Consider the following 16,976-nt stretch of genomic DNA (forward strand, 5'->3'; position numbering starts at 1 on the left):
GAGAAAAACATCCCTGCTGACTCAACGAGATACGACAGGAGCGACTACGGAGGAGGAACGATAGATGCGTGCAAGACTGATCTTGGAAGACGGAACGGAATTACTCGGCAGCGCGTTTGGCGCAACGAAGGAAACAAGCGGTGAAGTGGTGTTCAATACGGGGTTGACTGGCTACCAGGAGGTTCTGTCCGACCCATCCTACTGCGGCCAGATCGTGACCATGACCTACCCGCTGATCGGCAATTACGGAATCAACCGCGATGATTTCGAAGCGGTTCGCCCTTATATCCACGGATTTGTCGTTCGGGAGCACAGTGAAGCACCAAGCAACTGGCGCAACACCCAAACCCTGGATGAGTTGCTGAAAGTCTACGATATTCCCGGCATCGCTGGCGTCGATACACGGATGCTGACGAGAAAAATCCGCTACCACGGCACCTTGAAAGGGATGATTACGACAAGCGACGCCCCGCTGGCTGAGCTGGTCGCATCCTTGAACGCTACGCCGCTGATGACCGATCAGGTATCCCGCGTCTCGACCAAAAGCGTCTTCAGTTGTCCAGGCACCGGACATCGCGTAGTCTTGGTGGATTTCGGCTCCAAGCACGGCATCCTGCGCGAGCTCACCAAACGCAACTGCGACGTCGTAGTCGTGCCATACGATGTGACAGCAGATGAGATCCGCCGCATTCAGCCGGACGGCATCCTTTTGTCCAACGGCCCTGGAGATCCCAAGGACGTGCCGCAAGCCATCGAGATGATCCGCGGCATCCTGGGTGAATACCCGCTGTTCGGCATCTGCCTGGGGCACCAGTTGTTCTCCCTGGCTTCCGGCGCGGACACGATGAAGCTGAAATTCGGCCATCGCGGCGGGAACCATCCGGTGAAGGAATTGACGACCGGACGCACCTACATCACCTCCCAGAACCACAGCTACGCTGTAAAAGAAGAATCGCTCGCAGGAACCGAGCTGGAGATTACTCATATCGCCTTGAACGACGGAACGATTGAGGGCGTGCGCAACGCAGCGAAAAACGCTTTCTCTGTCCAGTACCACCCGGAAGCGGCCCCAGGCCCTTATGATTCCGGCTATCTGTTCGACCAGTTTCTTGCCATGATGGATACCGCTAAGGAGGAGAAAACCCATGCCAAAACACGCTGATCTGAAAAAAATCCTCGTGATCGGTTCCGGTCCGATCGTGATCGGGCAAGCCGCCGAATTTGACTATGCAGGTACACAAGCCTGCGAAGCTTTGAAGGAAGAAGGGATGGAGGTCGTCCTGATCAACTCCAACCCGGCTACCATCATGACCGACACCAATATGGCGGACAAAGTCTACATCGAGCCGATCACGCCCGAGTTCGTCGCGCGAGTCATCCGCCAGGAAAAACCGGATGGACTCTTGCCGACATTGGGCGGACAAACGGGCTTGAATATGGCAGTGGCCCTGGCTGAAGCAGGCATCCTGGAGCAGGAAAATGTCAAGCTGCTCGGCACCAAGCTGGAATCGATCAAAAAGGCGGAAGACCGCGAGCTGTTCCGCGCATTGATGAACGAGCTGGGCGAGCCTGTGCCGGAATCCGTGATCGTCAGCACCGTAGAGGAAGCCGTGGACTTTGCCAATGAGATCGGCTACCCGATCATCGTGCGTCCGGCCTATACCCTGGGCGGTACCGGCGGCGGGATTTGCGAAGACGAGGAGAATCTGCGCGAGATCGTGGCAAGCGGGCTGAAATACTCTCCGATCACGCAATGCCTCATCGAGAAAAGCATTGCCGGAATGAAGGAAATCGAATACGAAGTGATGCGCGATGCCAACGACAATTGCATCGTCGTCTGCAACATGGAAAACATCGACCCGGTCGGGGTGCATACAGGAGACTCCATCGTCGTGGCGCCAAGCCAAACCTTGTCGGACCGTGAGTATCAAATGCTGCGCTCCTCCGCACTGAACATCATTCGCGCACTGGGCATCGAGGGCGGCTGCAACGTACAATACGCGCTTGATCCGCACAGCTTCCAATACTACGTCATCGAGGTAAACCCGCGCGTGAGCCGTTCTTCTGCGCTGGCATCCAAAGCGACTGGCTATCCAATCGCAAAAATGGCAGCGAAGATCGCCATCGGATACACCCTGGACGAACTGAAAAATCCGGTGACAGGCCAAACCTTCGCTTGCTTCGAGCCGACGCTCGACTACGTGGTAAGCAAAATTCCGCGCTGGCCATTTGATAAATTCCAGTCTGCCAACCGCAAGCTGGGAACGCAAATGAAAGCGACCGGAGAGGTCATGGCGATCGGTCGGACCTTTGAAGAGTCGATCATGAAGGCGATCCGCTCGCTGGAGATCGGCAGCTATCATATCGAGGTCAAGGGAGCAAAAGAGATTTCCGACGAGGTATTGTCCGCACGCCTGATCGCCGCCGATGATGAGCGCCTCTTCCTCCTGGCAGAAGCGCTGCGCCGCGGCTGGACGATCGAGCAGCTACATGAGTTAACCAAGATCGATTTGTTCTTCCTGTATAAATTCCAAAAAATGGTTAATTTTGAAGCGGTACTGGAGGAAGGCTTGACCACGGAAAAGCTGTATGAAGCCAAACGCATGGGCTTTACCGACCGCAAAATTGCCGAGCTTGCCGGACTTTCCGAAGAAGAAGTGCGCGAACAGCGCAAACAGCAGGGATTCGTGCCGGTATTCAAAATGGTGGATACGTGCGCAGCGGAATTTGAAGCACAGACACCGTACTACTACTCCAGCTACGAAGTGGAAGACGAACGTATCGAGACAGGCAAAAAACGCGTCGTCGTCCTGGGCTCCGGTCCAATCCGCATCGGACAGGGGATCGAGTTCGACTATGCGACCGTGCACGCTGTATGGGCGTTGAAAGAAGCCGGATACGAAGCGGTCATCATCAACAACAACCCGGAGACAGTCTCGACTGACTTCAACACCTCCGACCGTCTGTACTTCGAGCCGCTGTACATCGAAGACGTCATGAACATTCTCGACGTAGAAAAGCCAGAAGGCGTCATCGTCCAGTTCGGCGGACAAACCGCGATCAACCTGGCAGACAAGCTGGCAGCACGCGGCATCAAGATTCTTGGCACCAGCCTCGAAAATATCGACGCAGCCGAGAACCGCGAGAAGTTTGAAGCGCTTCTGCGCGGCCTGGAGATCGCACAGCCGCCAGGAAAAACCGTCACATCGGTGGAAGAAGCAGTCGTAGCGGCAGAAGGACTTGGCTTCCCGGTACTGGTACGCCCATCCTACGTACTGGGTGGACGCGCGATGGAAATCGTCTACAATCAGCCTGAGCTGCTGGAATACATGGAAAAAGCGGTAAAAATCAATCCGGAGCATCCGGTGCTCGTAGACCGCTACATGGTCGGGATCGAGGCAGAGGTAGATGCGATCTGCGACGGCGAAAACGTCCTGATTCCGGGCATCATGGAGCATATCGAGCGGGCAGGGGTCCACTCCGGCGACTCGATCGCGGTATATCCGCCACAATCCCTGTCCCAAGAAATCAAGGATGAACTGATCGACATGACGACGAAGCTGGCACGCGCGCTGCAAATCAAGGGCTTGCTCAACATCCAGTTTGTCATTTATAACAATCGTCCGTATGTGATCGAAGTGAATCCGCGCTCTTCCCGCACCGTGCCTTTCCTCTCCAAAGTGACAGGAATTCCGATGGCAAACATCGCGACGAAGGCGATCCTCGGACACTCGATCGTGGAACAAGGCTTCACGCCGGGCTATCACCCAGAAGAAGAAATGGTATCGGTCAAAGTGCCGGTCTTCTCCTTCGCCAAGCTGCGCCGCGTAGACATCACACTCGGTCCGGAAATGAAATCGACAGGTGAAGTCATGGGACGCGAAAGCACATTGGCAAAAGCGCTGTACAAAGGGTTGGTCGCCGCAGGGATGAACATTCCGACGCAAGGCACCTTGCTCGTCACCGTCGCAGACAAAGACAAGGAAGAGGCGCTGTCCATCGTCAAACGCTTCCGCAAGCTCGGCTTCAAGCTGCTGGCCACTTCCGGCACAGCCGATTACCTGGAGCAGGCAGGCCTGCCTGTCACCCGTGTCAACAAATTGTCTGAAGGCACGCCAAATCTGCTGGACATGATTCACACGGGGGAAGCCAACATCGTGCTGAACACCTTGACCAAAGGAAAAACACCGCAGCGTGACGGATTCCGCATCCGCCGGGAAGCTGTCGAGAACGGAGCCGTGTGCCTTACTTCACTCGATACGGCGACAGCTCTCCTGCATGTGCTGGAGACAATCACCTTCTCGACAGAGGCGATGCCAACACAGCGCGCAGGTGCGAAGGTTACCGTAACGGTATAAGAAAAGCAGTGTCAGATAGAGAAAACCAGACTGGAGATCAAAGGGGAGAGGCAGTGTGAAACCGGAAACCATCGATATTCGTGAGCGCATGATCGTTGCGCTCGACTTTTCTACACTGGAAGAGGTCAAGCAATGCCTGGCTTCTTTGAAGGGACATGTACGCTACGTAAAGGTCGGCATGGAGCTGACCTATGCTGAAGGACCAGCCGTGTTTCATTACCTGAAGGAGCTGGGACTAAAGGTCTTCGTCGACCTGAAGGTACACGACATTCCCAATACGGCAAAAGGAGCCATGCGCAGCCTTGCACGGCACGGCGTGGACATGGTGAATGTGCACGCGGCCGGCGGCGTTGCGATGATGCAAGCGGCACGCGAAGGATTGGAGCAGGGAACAGCGGCGGGTGCTGCTGCTCCCTTGCTGATCGGCGTCACGATGCTGACATCTACCGGGAAGCAGACGATGAACGACGAATTGGCAATTGCAGGCGACGTCGAGGATGTCGTCCTTCACTACGCGAAAATGACCAAGCAAGCGGGTCTGGATGGCGTCGTCGCTTCTCCGCTGGAGGTCCCTGTGATCAAAAAAGCGTTGGGAGAATCCTTTGTTACCGTTACCCCGGGGATTCGTCCGCTGGGCGCCGACCAAGGCGACCAGACACGGATCACCACACCGGAGCAGGCATTTAGGCTCGGCAGCGACTATCTCGTGATCGGCCGGGCCGTCACCGCAGCGAAAGACCCGTCAGCCGCTTGGGAGAGCATCGTGCAAGCGGTCGAGGCGGACCGCAGCTAAATCCGCTCATATACGAGCTACTACAACCCCATCTGGAAAAGAGAGGACATGATAGCATGACGAAGGCGAAAGAAATCGCGAGCAGCTTGCTTGCCATCGGCGCAGTCCATCTGCGCCCTGATCAACCCTTTACCTGGACATCCGGCATCAAATCGCCGATCTACTGTGACAATCGGATCACCATGTCCTATCCGTCCGTTCGCCGCCAGATCGCACAGGCATTTGCCGAACTGATTCGCGAAAAGTATCCTGAAGCACAGGTCGTAGCGGGAACAGCGACAGCAGGGATTCCTCACGCTGCCTGGGTGGCGGAGCTGTTGGATCTGCCGATGATCTACGTACGTGATAAAGCAAAAGGCCACGGCCGCCAGAATCAGATCGAAGGAGCGCTGGCTGCAGGGCAAAAGGTGGTTGTGATCGAGGATCTGATTTCCACGGGCGGCAGCTCGCTCAAAGCAGCGCAGGCCGTGCAGGCGGAAGGGGGCGAAGTTCTCGGAGTCGCCGCGATCTTCAGCTATCAGTTCCCGGATGCCGAAGCCTTGTTCGCTAATGCAGGAATTCCGTGCACGACCATTTCCCATTACACGGCATTGCTGGAAGCAGCGAGGGAGCAGGGTACGATCACTGCCGAACAGGAAACGCTGCTCGGAGAATGGCGCAAAGCACCAAAAACGTTTTTTGCTTAAACATAATGAGAGTGAAAGTGGTCGAATTGCCGCTTTCACTCTTTTTTCATTCCAAATGGGCGTATAAAATATGTAAGGCTGGAATTTATTTGGAGACTATTTCGTACCTTTAGTATATTTTAAAACGAATAGGCTTCATTTCTTAATCGAGAAGGGAGAATGTTATTTGAGTATAAAAAATGAGAAACATATGAAGTCAGAAAAAGTTGATAAAATGTATTTGACTAAAGGATGGGGCTATGTAGCAGCTTTTGCTCTGTTGCCGTATGCGATTTTAAAATCGCTTTGGGCATGGGGATCAACGGTGGGACTTACAACAAATCAAGCTGTACAAGATGTAGCAGGGTTTGGTGATGCGTTAAAGGAAGGATCTGCTTTTCTATATACGTTCTATGCCATTGGAATCGACTTCACAGCTGTCTTGGCGATACTGGCATCATTATTTGCTTTAGCTCTCGTGACCTCTTGGGGGGAGAAAATGCCAAGATGGCTTTTGATCATTGCAGGATGGTCAGTTGGGGTCATAACAGTTCTTATTAGCTTCTTGACAGCCCTTCAATTTATGGGAGTGCTTCCGAAAGGATATACCGAAGGGTTTGCCATTGAGTGCTTATCTTAGTGTCCTTTGGTGTTCCGGAACAACTTTCAACCATCTGGCGCATTTGCTGAATAAAGAGCTTCAGCTTGTAAGAAACCCAGCTAATCTTCTTTTACGAAAGTAGCTGGGTTTTATAGGTAGGACATGCCCTCGTCATTTCATCATGATGATGTTTTGGCTTCCTTTTTTTTCGGGTATCCGATGAGGATCGCGACGATTCCGCAGATCCCTATGAGGATCGGATAAAAAGAGTACGGCAGGATGCTCACTGGTGATATTCCGGCAACACTTGCAGCCGCCAGGAATTGGGCTCCGTATGGCAGAAGGCCTTGAATGGCACAGGAGAAAAGATCTAAAATGCTTGCGGACTTACGCGGCTCAATCCCATACTGGTCAGCAATATTTTTTGCAAGCGGTCCGGCAATTAAAATAGCGATCGTATTATTGGCCGTCGATACATTCGTTAAGCCTACAAGACCGGCAATGCCAAATTCAGCACCCTTTTTCGATGTAATCTTTCGTGTCGCAAGTTGAAGCAAAAAGTCAATTCCGCCGTTGCTTTTCATAACCTCCACCATACCAGCAATTAATATCGCAAGAAAGGCCATTTCATACATGCCTGCCATTCCTTGGCCAATCTTTTGGAAAAGGCTCATGATATGATAGCTGCCATCCGCTAAGCCAACTGCCCCAGCGAGAACAATCCCTGATGCTAGAACTAGGAAAACATTCATTCCAGCCAACGCCAAAATGATAACCAAAATATAGGGGACAATTTTGATCAAATGATAGCTCAGATGCTCCACTTGTGCCGTTTCACCCATCGTGATGGCCCATAAAATGATGCACGTTGCAATAGCGGCCGGTAGCACAATCCAAAAATTCACCTTAAATTTATCCCTCATTTGTGCACCTTGTGAGCGAACGGCAGTGAATGTTGTATCTGAAATAAAGGATAAGTTATCCCCAAACATCGAACCGCCAATAATCGCCCCGATAACGAAAGCCATGGAAAGATCGGTTTGCTGGCTTATCCCAACGCCAATCGGCGCCAGTGCAACAATCGTACCCATCGATGTGCCCATTGACAGGGAGATAAAGCAGGCAATAATGAACAAGCCTACAACAAGCAGGTTTTGCGGAACGACCGATAGAGCAAAGTTAACAGTTGAGTCTACTGCTCCCGTACCTTTTGCTACTTCTGAAAAGGCCCCTGCCAAAAGAAAAATCACTACCATCAGCATGACATTTCCATTTCCTGCTCCTTGGCAAAAAATTTCAACCTTTCGAGAAAACGGCTCTTTTCGATTCATCATCAGAGCGATAGCTCCCGAAATAGCGATGGCTACAATCACAGGAAAGGCGTAAAAGTCACCTGTAATAACCCCTGAACCAATAAATAAAATCAAAAAAACAACAAATGGGATCAGCGCCCATGGATTCCCTGGCTTCATGGTTCTACCTCCAAAAATAAAAGGAACAATTCTTTTGTCCATTCTTTGCCCGAAAAAGGGCCTCATCTTGAAAATACAAGAAGAGGCCTTATATCTATAAAACACTCCTTTTATCTATCAAGCCTTTGCCGAGAGTCTCATCGGGCCAGTCGGTCCATCTCTCTTGATAAGAAGAAAAAGTCTGGATATTTTTAGCTGCCGGATAGACGATTATATTAGTATAGCTGTTCCTGCATATTTCACTCCAGTCTAAATTATATGGAATTTTTTCCTTATTATTCAAAACGCGAGTCGAAAAAAATCTTGGAGAGAGATTTATTGATGGATTTATCCCAGTAACGCAGATGTAGTTGTATTTACCAGACAATGAGGATAACTGATAGAGTGCCAGGGATGCCCCCCAGCAAAGATCCCAACCCGCCTGAAGCGTTTTCCCTTTTTTCCTCCCCACCACTGCAGCATGTATCACACCTAACGGAAGTTTCCTCTTGCATCTTCGGCAAAGGGAGTGTAAAGTATGTAATTATTTCCCTGCTCGATTGAGGGTGGTTGCGCGTGTGCAGATTAAGATAACGCTTGTAGCGAATAAGGCCGCTACAAGAAATATGGATAGCAAGACGGAAATAACCTATTTTTCAAAAACAATAACTGGGCACCAACCCGTGGTGAAGCGTACGACAAGTTTCGAGTTTGATGAAGCTATCGGATCGGCGAATCTCACAGGGGCAGGGAAAGCAAGTTAAACGCCGGACGGTTGCCCAAGTATCATGAAATAGAATCACTCAAACGATATGTTTGGAGCGCTTTACCCGCGGCAGATGCCGGGCTTGTCCTCCCCTCTTTTGCAATTCTGCCTATTGAACAGGCAGGTCAAATTGCTTAAGTTGGATGGGAGGAATGGACAATACCATTCTACAACCCGGGGCAGATGGATGTTGGTGCCCTGATCCTACAAGTTAGAGGTGTGTCCACAATGACCCAGCCATTTATCCGCAACCATCAGTACAATTTCATTAAAAAACAGGCCGATCATGTTCTCCGTACCCATAATACGGTGTCTGATCCGAAAGTTCTCGAAGCGGTCATCTTCCTTGCTGAATCCAAGATCATGGAGCTGTTCCCTGAACTGAGCAAGGAACAAAAAGACCTGCTGCAACCGATTACGACCTGCAAAACATCACAGGATTTTTCGGAGTACCTTAACAGACTAAGCGAGTACACGATAGATTTTCCAGCGATTACAGAAGCGCAGATCAAAAAGCTCTTTCCAAAAAGCAAGAAGCTCAAGCTTCCAGATCTCGCCAATATGGAAATCTCCAAGCTTACCTACCTGGGATGGATCGACATCGCAACGAACAAGATTTATTTTGTTTATCCAGAAAATGGTAAATTCATCGGGGTAGAAGGCAGATTTACGCCGGGGAACAAGAAAAATCTTTGTTCATTGTGCCACGGCCATGAAGAAGTGGCGCTGGTGACGGCGATATCCAAAGCGAAATCCTCGCTTTCGCCGGATTATTACAAGGCGGTTGGCAATTACATGTGTGTCGATTCCGAGAAATGCAACAAGCGGATTACAGACGTCAGCCAATTGGAAGACTTTTTCCAGCGAGTACTGGTGTAAAGGAGAACCACCTGCTCCCTCATGGGGCCAGGTGGTTTTTTTGCTTCCATCCCTTCTTCCTATTCCCATATTCTTCTCGTAGGCCATATGCATTATAATAAGATGATGCTATGTGCTTATTATCGTTTTCAGGGGAGAAACCAATGACAAAGATAGAGATATTGAAAGCGATGCTGACTCGAGATGAGACGAATGCATTGACTTGGTATCTGCTTGGACTGGAATATGCAGAGATGGGGGAGCGCAATGAAGCGTTGCATGCCTTTACGCAGGCTTTGACCCTCGGGGATGAAGAGATTAGACATATGATCGTGAAAGAGGGAAATCCGTATCAGCAAGAATCTCCGCTCAAAAAGGCAATTGAGGATACGGATTTTTTCCTTGCGTATGAATCGGTTCCCATGCTCCTGGCGCAGAGAGGCCAATCGGGCGCGGAGGGTTCCAATGACGAGCAAGAGCAGCGGCCAATCACGCTGGCTGACATCGGGGGAATGACGACTATCAAGGAAGAAGTGCAGCAGAAGATTGTCCAACCGTTTGTCACTTCAGGGGCAGCCGGGATCTTTCGCAAAAAGGGGAGTGGTGAAAGCGTACTGCTTTACGGGCCGCCCGGGTGCGGCAAAAACACCCTCGCGAAGGCGATCGCCGGAGAATGTCAGGCGCATTTCCTTCCAATGTCCCTGGCAGACAGTCTTTCATCCTATCAGGGGGTCAATGAGGATCAAATCAAGGACTTGTTTGCTATGGCACGGGAGCAAAAGCCAACCCTTCTTTTCCTCGATGAGCTGGAAGCGTTGAGCAACAACAGGGGAAAGGCTTCCTCCCTGCTCTTGCGCAGGGTGACCGACCAATTGCTGTGGGAGATGGACCAGATCAAAAGCAGCCCGGAAAAATTGCTGTTCGTTGCAGCCACCAGCATGCCTTGGGACGTCGATCCCGCCTGTCATCGACGGTTTGACAGGCTGATCTTTGTCGGTCCGCCAGATTTGGAAGCGCGCGAAGCGATATTCCGTCAGAAATTGTCCGGACGTCCTTCGGAACCGCTCGATTTCGCGCAGCTTGCCGCCTGGACATCTTTTTATTCCGCTTCGGATATTGAGTATGTAGTAGAATTGGCGACGGAGCAAGTCCTGCATGATATGCTGACCAAGGGCATCGAACGCCCGATCCAGATGAGCGACCTGCGCGAATCGATCGCCGCGACCCGCTCCACGACGGTCGAATGGCTGCGGACGATGAAAAGCTATCTGAAGCACGCGGATCAAGAAGGACTGTACAAGGAAGCCGAATGCTATCTTCTCCACCAAAATCGGTTGTAACTTACCAATCCATAATTGTACAAATTGTGGTACTCTATTTGCAGCAGTTGTTGGGAAGGAGAAAATCATGAGAAAAGCTAAAGCATGGATGCTGATAGTGCTGTCGGCCGTTTTGTTGCTGGCAGGCTGCAGCAGCGATCCAGTCGAGGAAGATGCGAATCACTACTTCAAAGAGGAATTGCCCAAGGTAGCCTCCCTGGAACAGGAGATTATGACCCAGTTTAGCAACATGTCGCAAACCCTGAAGGACCCGCAGGCCCTGTACCAGGGATTGAATGATCAGGTATTGCCGCGTTATGAGGCATTTGTGAAGGAACTGGAGAAGATCAAGCCTGCGACCAAGGAAGTACAGGAGGTACATGAAAAGTACCTGTCTGCGACCCGTGCACAGCAGGAGGCATTTCAACGAATTGTCAATGCTATGAAGGACAAGGACAAGGCAGGCCTGACCGCTGCCCGCGAAAAGCTGGAAGAGGCCAGGACTTTGATCAAAGAAAGCAAAGAGGGCATGAAGCAATTGGCCCTTGGCTATGGAATCCAGTTGTAAACCCCTCTTACCCTTGTGATGCAGGGGACGGCTCGTATAGTCCGCCGGTGTAAATCGCGACGAGGGTACTCGCGATTTCGTCCAGCGAAGCTTGATTTTTGTTTTTGACGATGTCCCACAAATACATTTCATGCGAGTAGAACCAGCCCCGGGCGACAAGCTCGGGGTTTACTTCTGCCCGGGCCAATCCTTGGCGCTGGGCATGGCGAATATCCTGGGCGATTCGCTGGACGAATTGCTCCCGGATCTCCTCCCATTTTTGCTGGACAGTGGGGAAAGCGCCCATCGCTTCGGAAAACAACTGCAGCATTTTGCGTTCGGTTACGGCCAGATTCAAAAATGTCGTCGTCTGGTACAGGATCATCTCGTGGGCTTCCTGCGGGGTCTGCGGAAAGAAAGGCAGTTCCGCGATCGCGTAAAAGGCGGCCATAACATCCTCCATGAGTACAATCAAAAAATCGTCCTTTCCGCTGAAATGCACGTAAGCTGTCCCATATCCGGTATTGGCTCGCTTGATAATCTGCGAGATTGTTGTTTTTTGAAAGCCTTCTTCGAGAAAGATTTGTCGCGCAGCTTCCAGTAGCTTTTGCCGTGTCTGCTGCGATCTGAGGTGGCGACCATCTGTCTGGGAATGGCTCTGTTCCACTTCCATCGTCCCCTTTCTATGTTCTTACGATACAGGGAATAGTCGCAAATGAAAAGAGAGAACCCGATTATTCGCGTGAATGTTGACGCTGGTTCCACTATTCTGTAATCTGTGGAAAAGAAGCGTAGAGGAAGGAAGGGAAATTCGTATGTGCGCGAAATTGCTGGATATATCACGCCCGCTGGTGGCAGGGACACCGACATGGCCGGGTGATACGCCTTTTACCTATGAAGTGAACTGGCCAAAATCATCAAGCGGCTCCGTCAATGTAGGAAAGCTGACGATGAGTATACATACCGGAACGCATGTGGATGCACCTTTTCATTTCGATGACGACGGGAGAAGGATGCTTCATCTGGACATCGACCTGTACGTCGGGATGGCACGGGTCGTGGAACTGTTGGACAAACCCAGTATCGGGGCAGACGATCTCGCCGATTTTGATTTGGAAGGCGTCAGCCGCCTGTTGATTCGTACTGGCTCCTGGAGTGATCCAGAGAGGTTTCCCGAGGAGATCTGCTATCTGCGCCCTGATCTGCCGGCCTTTCTGGCGGAAAAAGGAATTCGGCTGATAGGGGTCGATGTACCGTCGGTCGATCCGCTGGACAGCAAGGAATTGCTTGCCCATCACGGCTTGCACCAGCACGATATCCATATTTTGGAAGGCTTGCTTTTGGATCATGTCCAGCCGGGTGATTATGAGTTGATCGCACTGCCGCTGCCGCTTGCCGATGCGGATGGGAGTCCTGTGCGAGCCGTGCTGCGAAAGAGCGAATAACAGATGTGAAAAAACCGTTCGCCCCAAACAAAAGGGTGAACGGTTTTCTTTATCTCAAGTTACGTGCTACGTGCCTTGCGAGAGAGGGGAAGTCTTCTCGATGACATCCCAAGCCATACCGCGAGCTTTCAGCCGTTCCAAAAAAGGGATGGGGTCAATCAACTCCGGTGGAATGCAGCCTGTCGTCTGTAGCAACCCCTCTGCAATCATGTCGACGGCAACGACCGGGGGAATGCCAGTCTGCCAAATCGTCGCCTGGAACTCGGTCTTATAAAAAACCTCGTCATGATTGGCTATCGTGTAGACGTAAACTTCTTTGCGTTTGTTATTTTTCTTGCCCTTGACCAAGGCACCCACGCTGGAGTAGCCATGGATTTTGCCAGCCAGATCAACCGGTTTGGGCATCGTGGTGACGACGACATCCCGAGGGGCCACTTTTACGCCTTTGACCTCGATCTCCTCGTCGCTGTCCAGGCCCAGATAGCTTAAGACCTTGAGCGTATTGACGAAATCGGGATGCAAGGCGTATTTGAAGTCGACGTATTTGCAGCCTTTCGCCCTGCCGATCGTTTCGCCGAGCGTCGTCGCTTCCTCATGCTCGACATTGTAGCAGTCGAGCCAGCCGATCGGTTCAGGGAACTCAAACTCCTCCTTGTTGGCAAAAGGGGTCGGGAGATACTGCTCCCCCTTGTCAGCCGTCCAGTAATTGGGTTTGGCCAGACATTCCTGGATGGCAGTCTGAGGGCTGAAATAAGAGCAAAAACCATCGTAATCGACGATGGAGTTATCGCCGTCACGGATCAGGATCGCGTCTACCTCGTCCAGTTGATCGACGGCGTAGCGGGCGGCAATATTGGAAAAGCCGGGGTCGCAACCCAAGCCCATGATGCCGAGGATTCCGGCAGCACGGAATTTATCGTTCCAGGCAAGCTGCTTGCGGAGCCATTGTGGTCCCGAAGAAGCAGTATCGATGTAATGCGTTTTTGTATTCAGGCATGCTTTCATCACTTCAAAATTATTTTCCGGCAATCCGATGTGCAGCAGGACATCAATATCGTCCAAAATGGCCTGCACACTGGACACGTCCCTTGCATCCACCCGTTTGACCTGAATTTCCACGTCAGTCTCGCGACGCAGCTCTGCGGCCAATTCCTCAGCTGGTGCGATGGATATGTCCGCCAAAACCAGCTTGGTCAAATACTGTGATTTTACCAGCTCACACGCACTTACTTGTCCTACTCCTCCAACGCCTACTATCGCGACTCGCATAGAGTCCTCCTCCCATGGTTTGAACTATCTTCGCATTCGGAACAACCATTTTTGCAAATGCCAATCCTGATCAGCGATACAAGTCGATACATACATGACAACGTCGATAGGTTCACGCGGACGAAGTCTCAAGACAATAACCTCCTTCAATCAAGTTTCACGGTAGTGGAGAGAAAGGGCACCCCCTCTCATGAGCAATTGCCTTCCCCTTATAAGGTATGAGACTCCCGCAACGTCCCATGCCAGGTGAGCAAGCCTGAAATGACGGATGGCAGACTTTTCTGACAACGTGTTGGGTGGTTATTTTGCCTGCTCTCTATATGGTTCACGAATCAGTCAAAAAAATCCTCTTCTCTCGCAAAAAAGCGGGCACAGGATGGCAGGGAGTCACTTGATGAAACCAGGCATTTGCCTAATAATAACGGTGTCAGCTTGTTCGTGATGATGACAAGGAGGGGGCAATCAAAAATGGATACGATGACCATGCTGCTGTTTGGCGCAACAGGTGATTTGGCAGCCCGCAAAATTTTCCCTGCCTTGTTTCGCATGTATCTGGACCGGAAGCTTCCGCAGCCTTTTTGGGTAGTCGCGACCGGCAGGAGAGCGTGGAGTCAGTCGCGGTTCCGAGCTCACATAGAAGAGTCGCTGCGTGATTTTTGTCAGGATCGGGCAGGGGATTTTTCCAGGCTTCCGGTCTTTTTGCAAGGGATCGAGTATTACGAGATGGATGTGCGGCAGCCGCAAGCCTATTTGAATTTGCACCACTATGTACGGAGCGGGGAGAGCGAACGGCGGATCGGGGAGAATCGTCTTTTCTATTTGTCTGTTTCACCGGAGTTGTTTGCAGGCATTGCCGGGAACCTGCATCGAAGCGGACTGAGTCAGACGAGTGGCTGGAGGCGTCTGATGGTTGAGAAGCCGTTTGGTTCAGACCTCGCATCTGCGCGTGACTTGAATCGCAAGCTGGGTGAGGCGTTTGCCGAGGAAGAGATCTACCGCATCGATCACTATCTGGGCAAGCCGATGGTGCAGAGCCTGGGATCGCTGGAATCAGCCAATCCGATCATTCATGCGATCTGGAACAGTCGATATATCGCCAATGTGCAAATCACCGCCAGCGAGACGATCGGAGTAGAGGAGCGGGCCGCTTATTATGATCATGCCGGGGCCATTCGCGATATGGTGCAAAATCATTTGCTGCAGCTGGCCATGTTGACCGCCATGCACGTGCCTGGGAGGATGACAGCGGAGGAGATACAGGCTGCAAAGCGAAACGTAATGGAAGCCGTGCGTCCGCTAGACAAAGAGGATGTCAGGCTGCACGTGGTTCGCGGGCAATACAGCGAGGGTTCAATAGACGGAACCCATGCCTTCGCTTACCGGGAGGAAGCAGGAGTAGCGCCCATGTCAATGACCGATACATTCGTCGCTGCCCGCCTGTTCATTGATCTGCCGCGCTGGCAAGGGGTGCCTTTTTACCTTCGTACCGGCAAGCGAATGAAGGAAAAGTCGACCCGAATCGTGGTGCAGTGCAAACCTTCCGAGGAAGCAGAGCTGCCGAATCTGATGGTGATCCACGTCTCGCCGGATCAAGGAATGACCTTGCGATTGAATCTGAATGGTCCCGGCAAGCCCGGACAGCTCGAGCCTGTTGAATTGAAGTATGCCAATCAGGAAAATCTCCCCGAGCCCTACGAGCTTCTGCTGGCTGAAGCGATGAAGGGAGATCGGACGCATTTTGCCCAGTGGGAGGAAGTAGAGCTGGCGTGGCGTTGGGTGGAGCCGATTCTCGCGGCATTTGCCGAAAATCGCGTGCCGCTGCATGACTATCCGGCAGGTACGAACGGCCCGGATGCGGCATACCGTTTGCTGGAGGAGGACGGCTTTACCTGGTGGCTTGATCCGCAGGACGAGCCTGTATACACACCTGTACATGCACGATGAAGCAAAGGAAAATGAGGGGGCGGATAACGATGAAGGTCGGGTTGATCGGTTTGGGAAAAATGGGTCTGAATCTGGGACTGCAATTGATGGAGCGTGGACATGAAGTAACTGCCTTTGACGTGAATGCGGAAGCGGTAGGAGAAATCAGCATTGCGGGTGCAACCGGGGCAAAAAACCTGACACAGCTGGTCGAGTCATTGGATGCTCCGCGCATCGTCTGGCTGATGGTCCCGCACGCCCACGTAGACGGCGTCCTGGCGGAGTTGACCCCATTGCTCGCTGCGGGAGACATTGTCGTTGAAGCTGGCAATTCGCATTACAAAGAGTCCATTCGCCGTGCAGCGCAGATGGAGGAGCACGGGATCTTTTATCTGGACGCCGGGACCTCTGGCGGGATCAGCGGGGCCAGACACGGTGCTTGCTACATGGTAGGCGGAGACCCGCAGGCTTGGCGTCTAGTCGAACCGCTATTCCGCGATACGGCAGTGGAGAACGGCTATCTGTACACAGGCAAATCGGGCAGCGGCCACTTTCTCAAGATGATCCATAACGGCATCGAATACGGCATGATGGCGGCGATCGGGGAAGGGTTTGAGGTCTTGGCCAAAAGCGAGTTCGATTACGACTTTGCGAAGGTGGCAAAAGTGTGGAACCACGGCTCGGTCATTCGCTCCTGGCTGATGGAACTGACCGAACAGGCCTTTTCCCAGGATGCCCGTCTGGACGAGATCAAAGGAATCATGCACTCCTCCGGGGAGGGCAAGTGGACCTTGGAGACAGCGCTCGACCTGCAGGCAGCCACGCCGGTGATCGCCATGTCCCTGTTGATGCGCTACCGCTCGCTGGAGACAGATACTTTTTCTGGAAAAGTAGTAGCTGCCCTGCGCAATCAATTTGGAGGACATGCCGTGGAGAAGAAAGAATAAAATAGGGAAAAGCGTCTTCTCAAAAAGGGGGCAG

The 16,976-nt window shown here is 52.0% G+C and carries 13 protein-coding genes and 1 pseudogene; 11 read left to right on the forward strand and 3 right to left on the reverse strand.

From position 1 onward, the window contains the following. Window positions 1-64 precede the first annotated feature (64 nt). The 5 genes and pseudogenes from EDM58_RS09790 to EDM58_RS09810 all read left to right on the forward strand — a co-directional run. Window positions 65-1,162 carry a carbamoyl phosphate synthase small subunit gene (locus EDM58_RS09790; protein WP_122913190.1) on the forward strand — a complete coding sequence of 366 codons (1,098 nt, stop codon included), beginning with the start codon at window positions 65-67 and terminating at the stop codon, window positions 1,160-1,162. Beyond that, complete coding sequence (gene carB, locus EDM58_RS09795; protein ID WP_122913191.1) at window positions 1,146-4,358, forward strand: carbamoyl-phosphate synthase large subunit; 3,213 nt, start codon at window positions 1,146-1,148, stop codon at window positions 4,356-4,358. The genes EDM58_RS09790 and carB overlap by 17 nt, the downstream gene beginning before the upstream one ends. Before the next feature lie 88 nt (window positions 4,359-4,446). Continuing rightward, a complete protein-coding gene (gene pyrF, locus EDM58_RS09800) occupies window positions 4,447-5,151 on the forward strand; it encodes an orotidine-5'-phosphate decarboxylase (RefSeq protein WP_425455612.1) in 705 nt (234 codons plus the stop codon). Between the two features lie 56 nt (window positions 5,152-5,207). Continuing rightward, on the forward strand, window positions 5,208-5,837 hold the full coding sequence (gene pyrE, locus EDM58_RS09805) for an orotate phosphoribosyltransferase (protein ID WP_122913193.1): 630 nt from the start codon (window positions 5,208-5,210) through the stop codon (window positions 5,835-5,837). Between the two features lie 166 nt (window positions 5,838-6,003). Beyond that, window positions 6,004-6,441: pseudogene (locus EDM58_RS09810) on the forward strand (hypothetical protein); the annotation flags it as partial. A 155-nt stretch (window positions 6,442-6,596) separates the two neighbouring features. Here the strand turns inward: EDM58_RS09810 and EDM58_RS09815 are convergent. Further along, window positions 6,597-7,889 (reverse strand): Na+/H+ antiporter NhaC family protein, encoded by a 1,293-nt coding sequence (locus EDM58_RS09815; protein WP_122913194.1) that lies wholly within the window; start codon window positions 7,887-7,889, stop codon window positions 6,597-6,599. A 973-nt stretch (window positions 7,890-8,862) separates the two neighbouring features. On the opposite strand from EDM58_RS09815, the gene EDM58_RS09825 reads away from it, so the two are divergent. The 3 genes from EDM58_RS09825 (at window position 8,863) to EDM58_RS09835 (ending at window position 11,379) form a co-directional block, all read left to right on the forward strand. Beyond that, the gene (locus tag EDM58_RS09825) at window positions 8,863-9,513 is read left to right on the forward strand and encodes a FusB/FusC family EF-G-binding protein (RefSeq protein ID WP_122913195.1); all 651 of its coding nucleotides are present in this window, start codon (window positions 8,863-8,865) and stop codon (window positions 9,511-9,513) included. Between the two features lie 143 nt (window positions 9,514-9,656). Further along, window positions 9,657-10,832 carry an ATP-binding protein gene (locus EDM58_RS09830; RefSeq protein ID WP_183187469.1) on the forward strand — a complete coding sequence of 392 codons (1,176 nt, stop codon included), beginning with the start codon at window positions 9,657-9,659 and terminating at the stop codon, window positions 10,830-10,832. A 67-nt stretch (window positions 10,833-10,899) separates the two neighbouring features. Then, complete coding sequence (locus EDM58_RS09835; protein WP_122913197.1) at window positions 10,900-11,379, forward strand: hypothetical protein; 480 nt, start codon at window positions 10,900-10,902, stop codon at window positions 11,377-11,379. A gap of 7 nt (window positions 11,380-11,386) precedes the next feature. On the opposite strand, the gene EDM58_RS09840 is transcribed toward EDM58_RS09835, so the two are convergent. Next, complete coding sequence (locus EDM58_RS09840; RefSeq protein WP_122913198.1) at window positions 11,387-12,031, reverse strand: TetR/AcrR family transcriptional regulator; 645 nt, start codon at window positions 12,029-12,031, stop codon at window positions 11,387-11,389. A 142-nt stretch (window positions 12,032-12,173) separates the two neighbouring features. Between EDM58_RS09840 and kynB the strand changes: the two genes are divergently transcribed. Beyond that, window positions 12,174-12,803: an arylformamidase gene (kynB, locus tag EDM58_RS09845; RefSeq protein ID WP_122913199.1), complete on the forward strand. Its 630-nt coding sequence runs from the start codon at window positions 12,174-12,176 to the stop codon at window positions 12,801-12,803. A gap of 66 nt (window positions 12,804-12,869) precedes the next feature. On the opposite strand, the gene EDM58_RS09850 is transcribed toward kynB, so the two are convergent. Then, window positions 12,870-14,072 (reverse strand): saccharopine dehydrogenase family protein, encoded by a 1,203-nt coding sequence (locus EDM58_RS09850; protein ID WP_122913200.1) that lies wholly within the window; start codon window positions 14,070-14,072, stop codon window positions 12,870-12,872. A gap of 468 nt (window positions 14,073-14,540) precedes the next feature. On the opposite strand from EDM58_RS09850, the gene zwf reads away from it, so the two are divergent. Both zwf and gnd read left to right on the forward strand, forming a co-directional pair. Continuing rightward, entirely contained in the window at window positions 14,541-16,016 is a 1,476-nt protein-coding gene (gene zwf, locus EDM58_RS09855; protein WP_122913201.1) for a glucose-6-phosphate dehydrogenase, read from the forward strand. A 29-nt stretch (window positions 16,017-16,045) separates the two neighbouring features. Next, window positions 16,046-16,942, forward strand: coding sequence for a phosphogluconate dehydrogenase (NAD(+)-dependent, decarboxylating) (gnd, locus tag EDM58_RS09860; RefSeq protein ID WP_122913202.1), 897 nt, complete (start codon window positions 16,046-16,048; stop codon window positions 16,940-16,942). The last annotated feature ends 34 nt before the right edge of the window (window positions 16,943-16,976 follow it).

It is taken from the genome of Brevibacillus panacihumi (assembly GCF_003710985.1).
GTDB lineage: Bacteria > Bacillota > Bacilli > Brevibacillales > Brevibacillaceae > Brevibacillus > Brevibacillus panacihumi.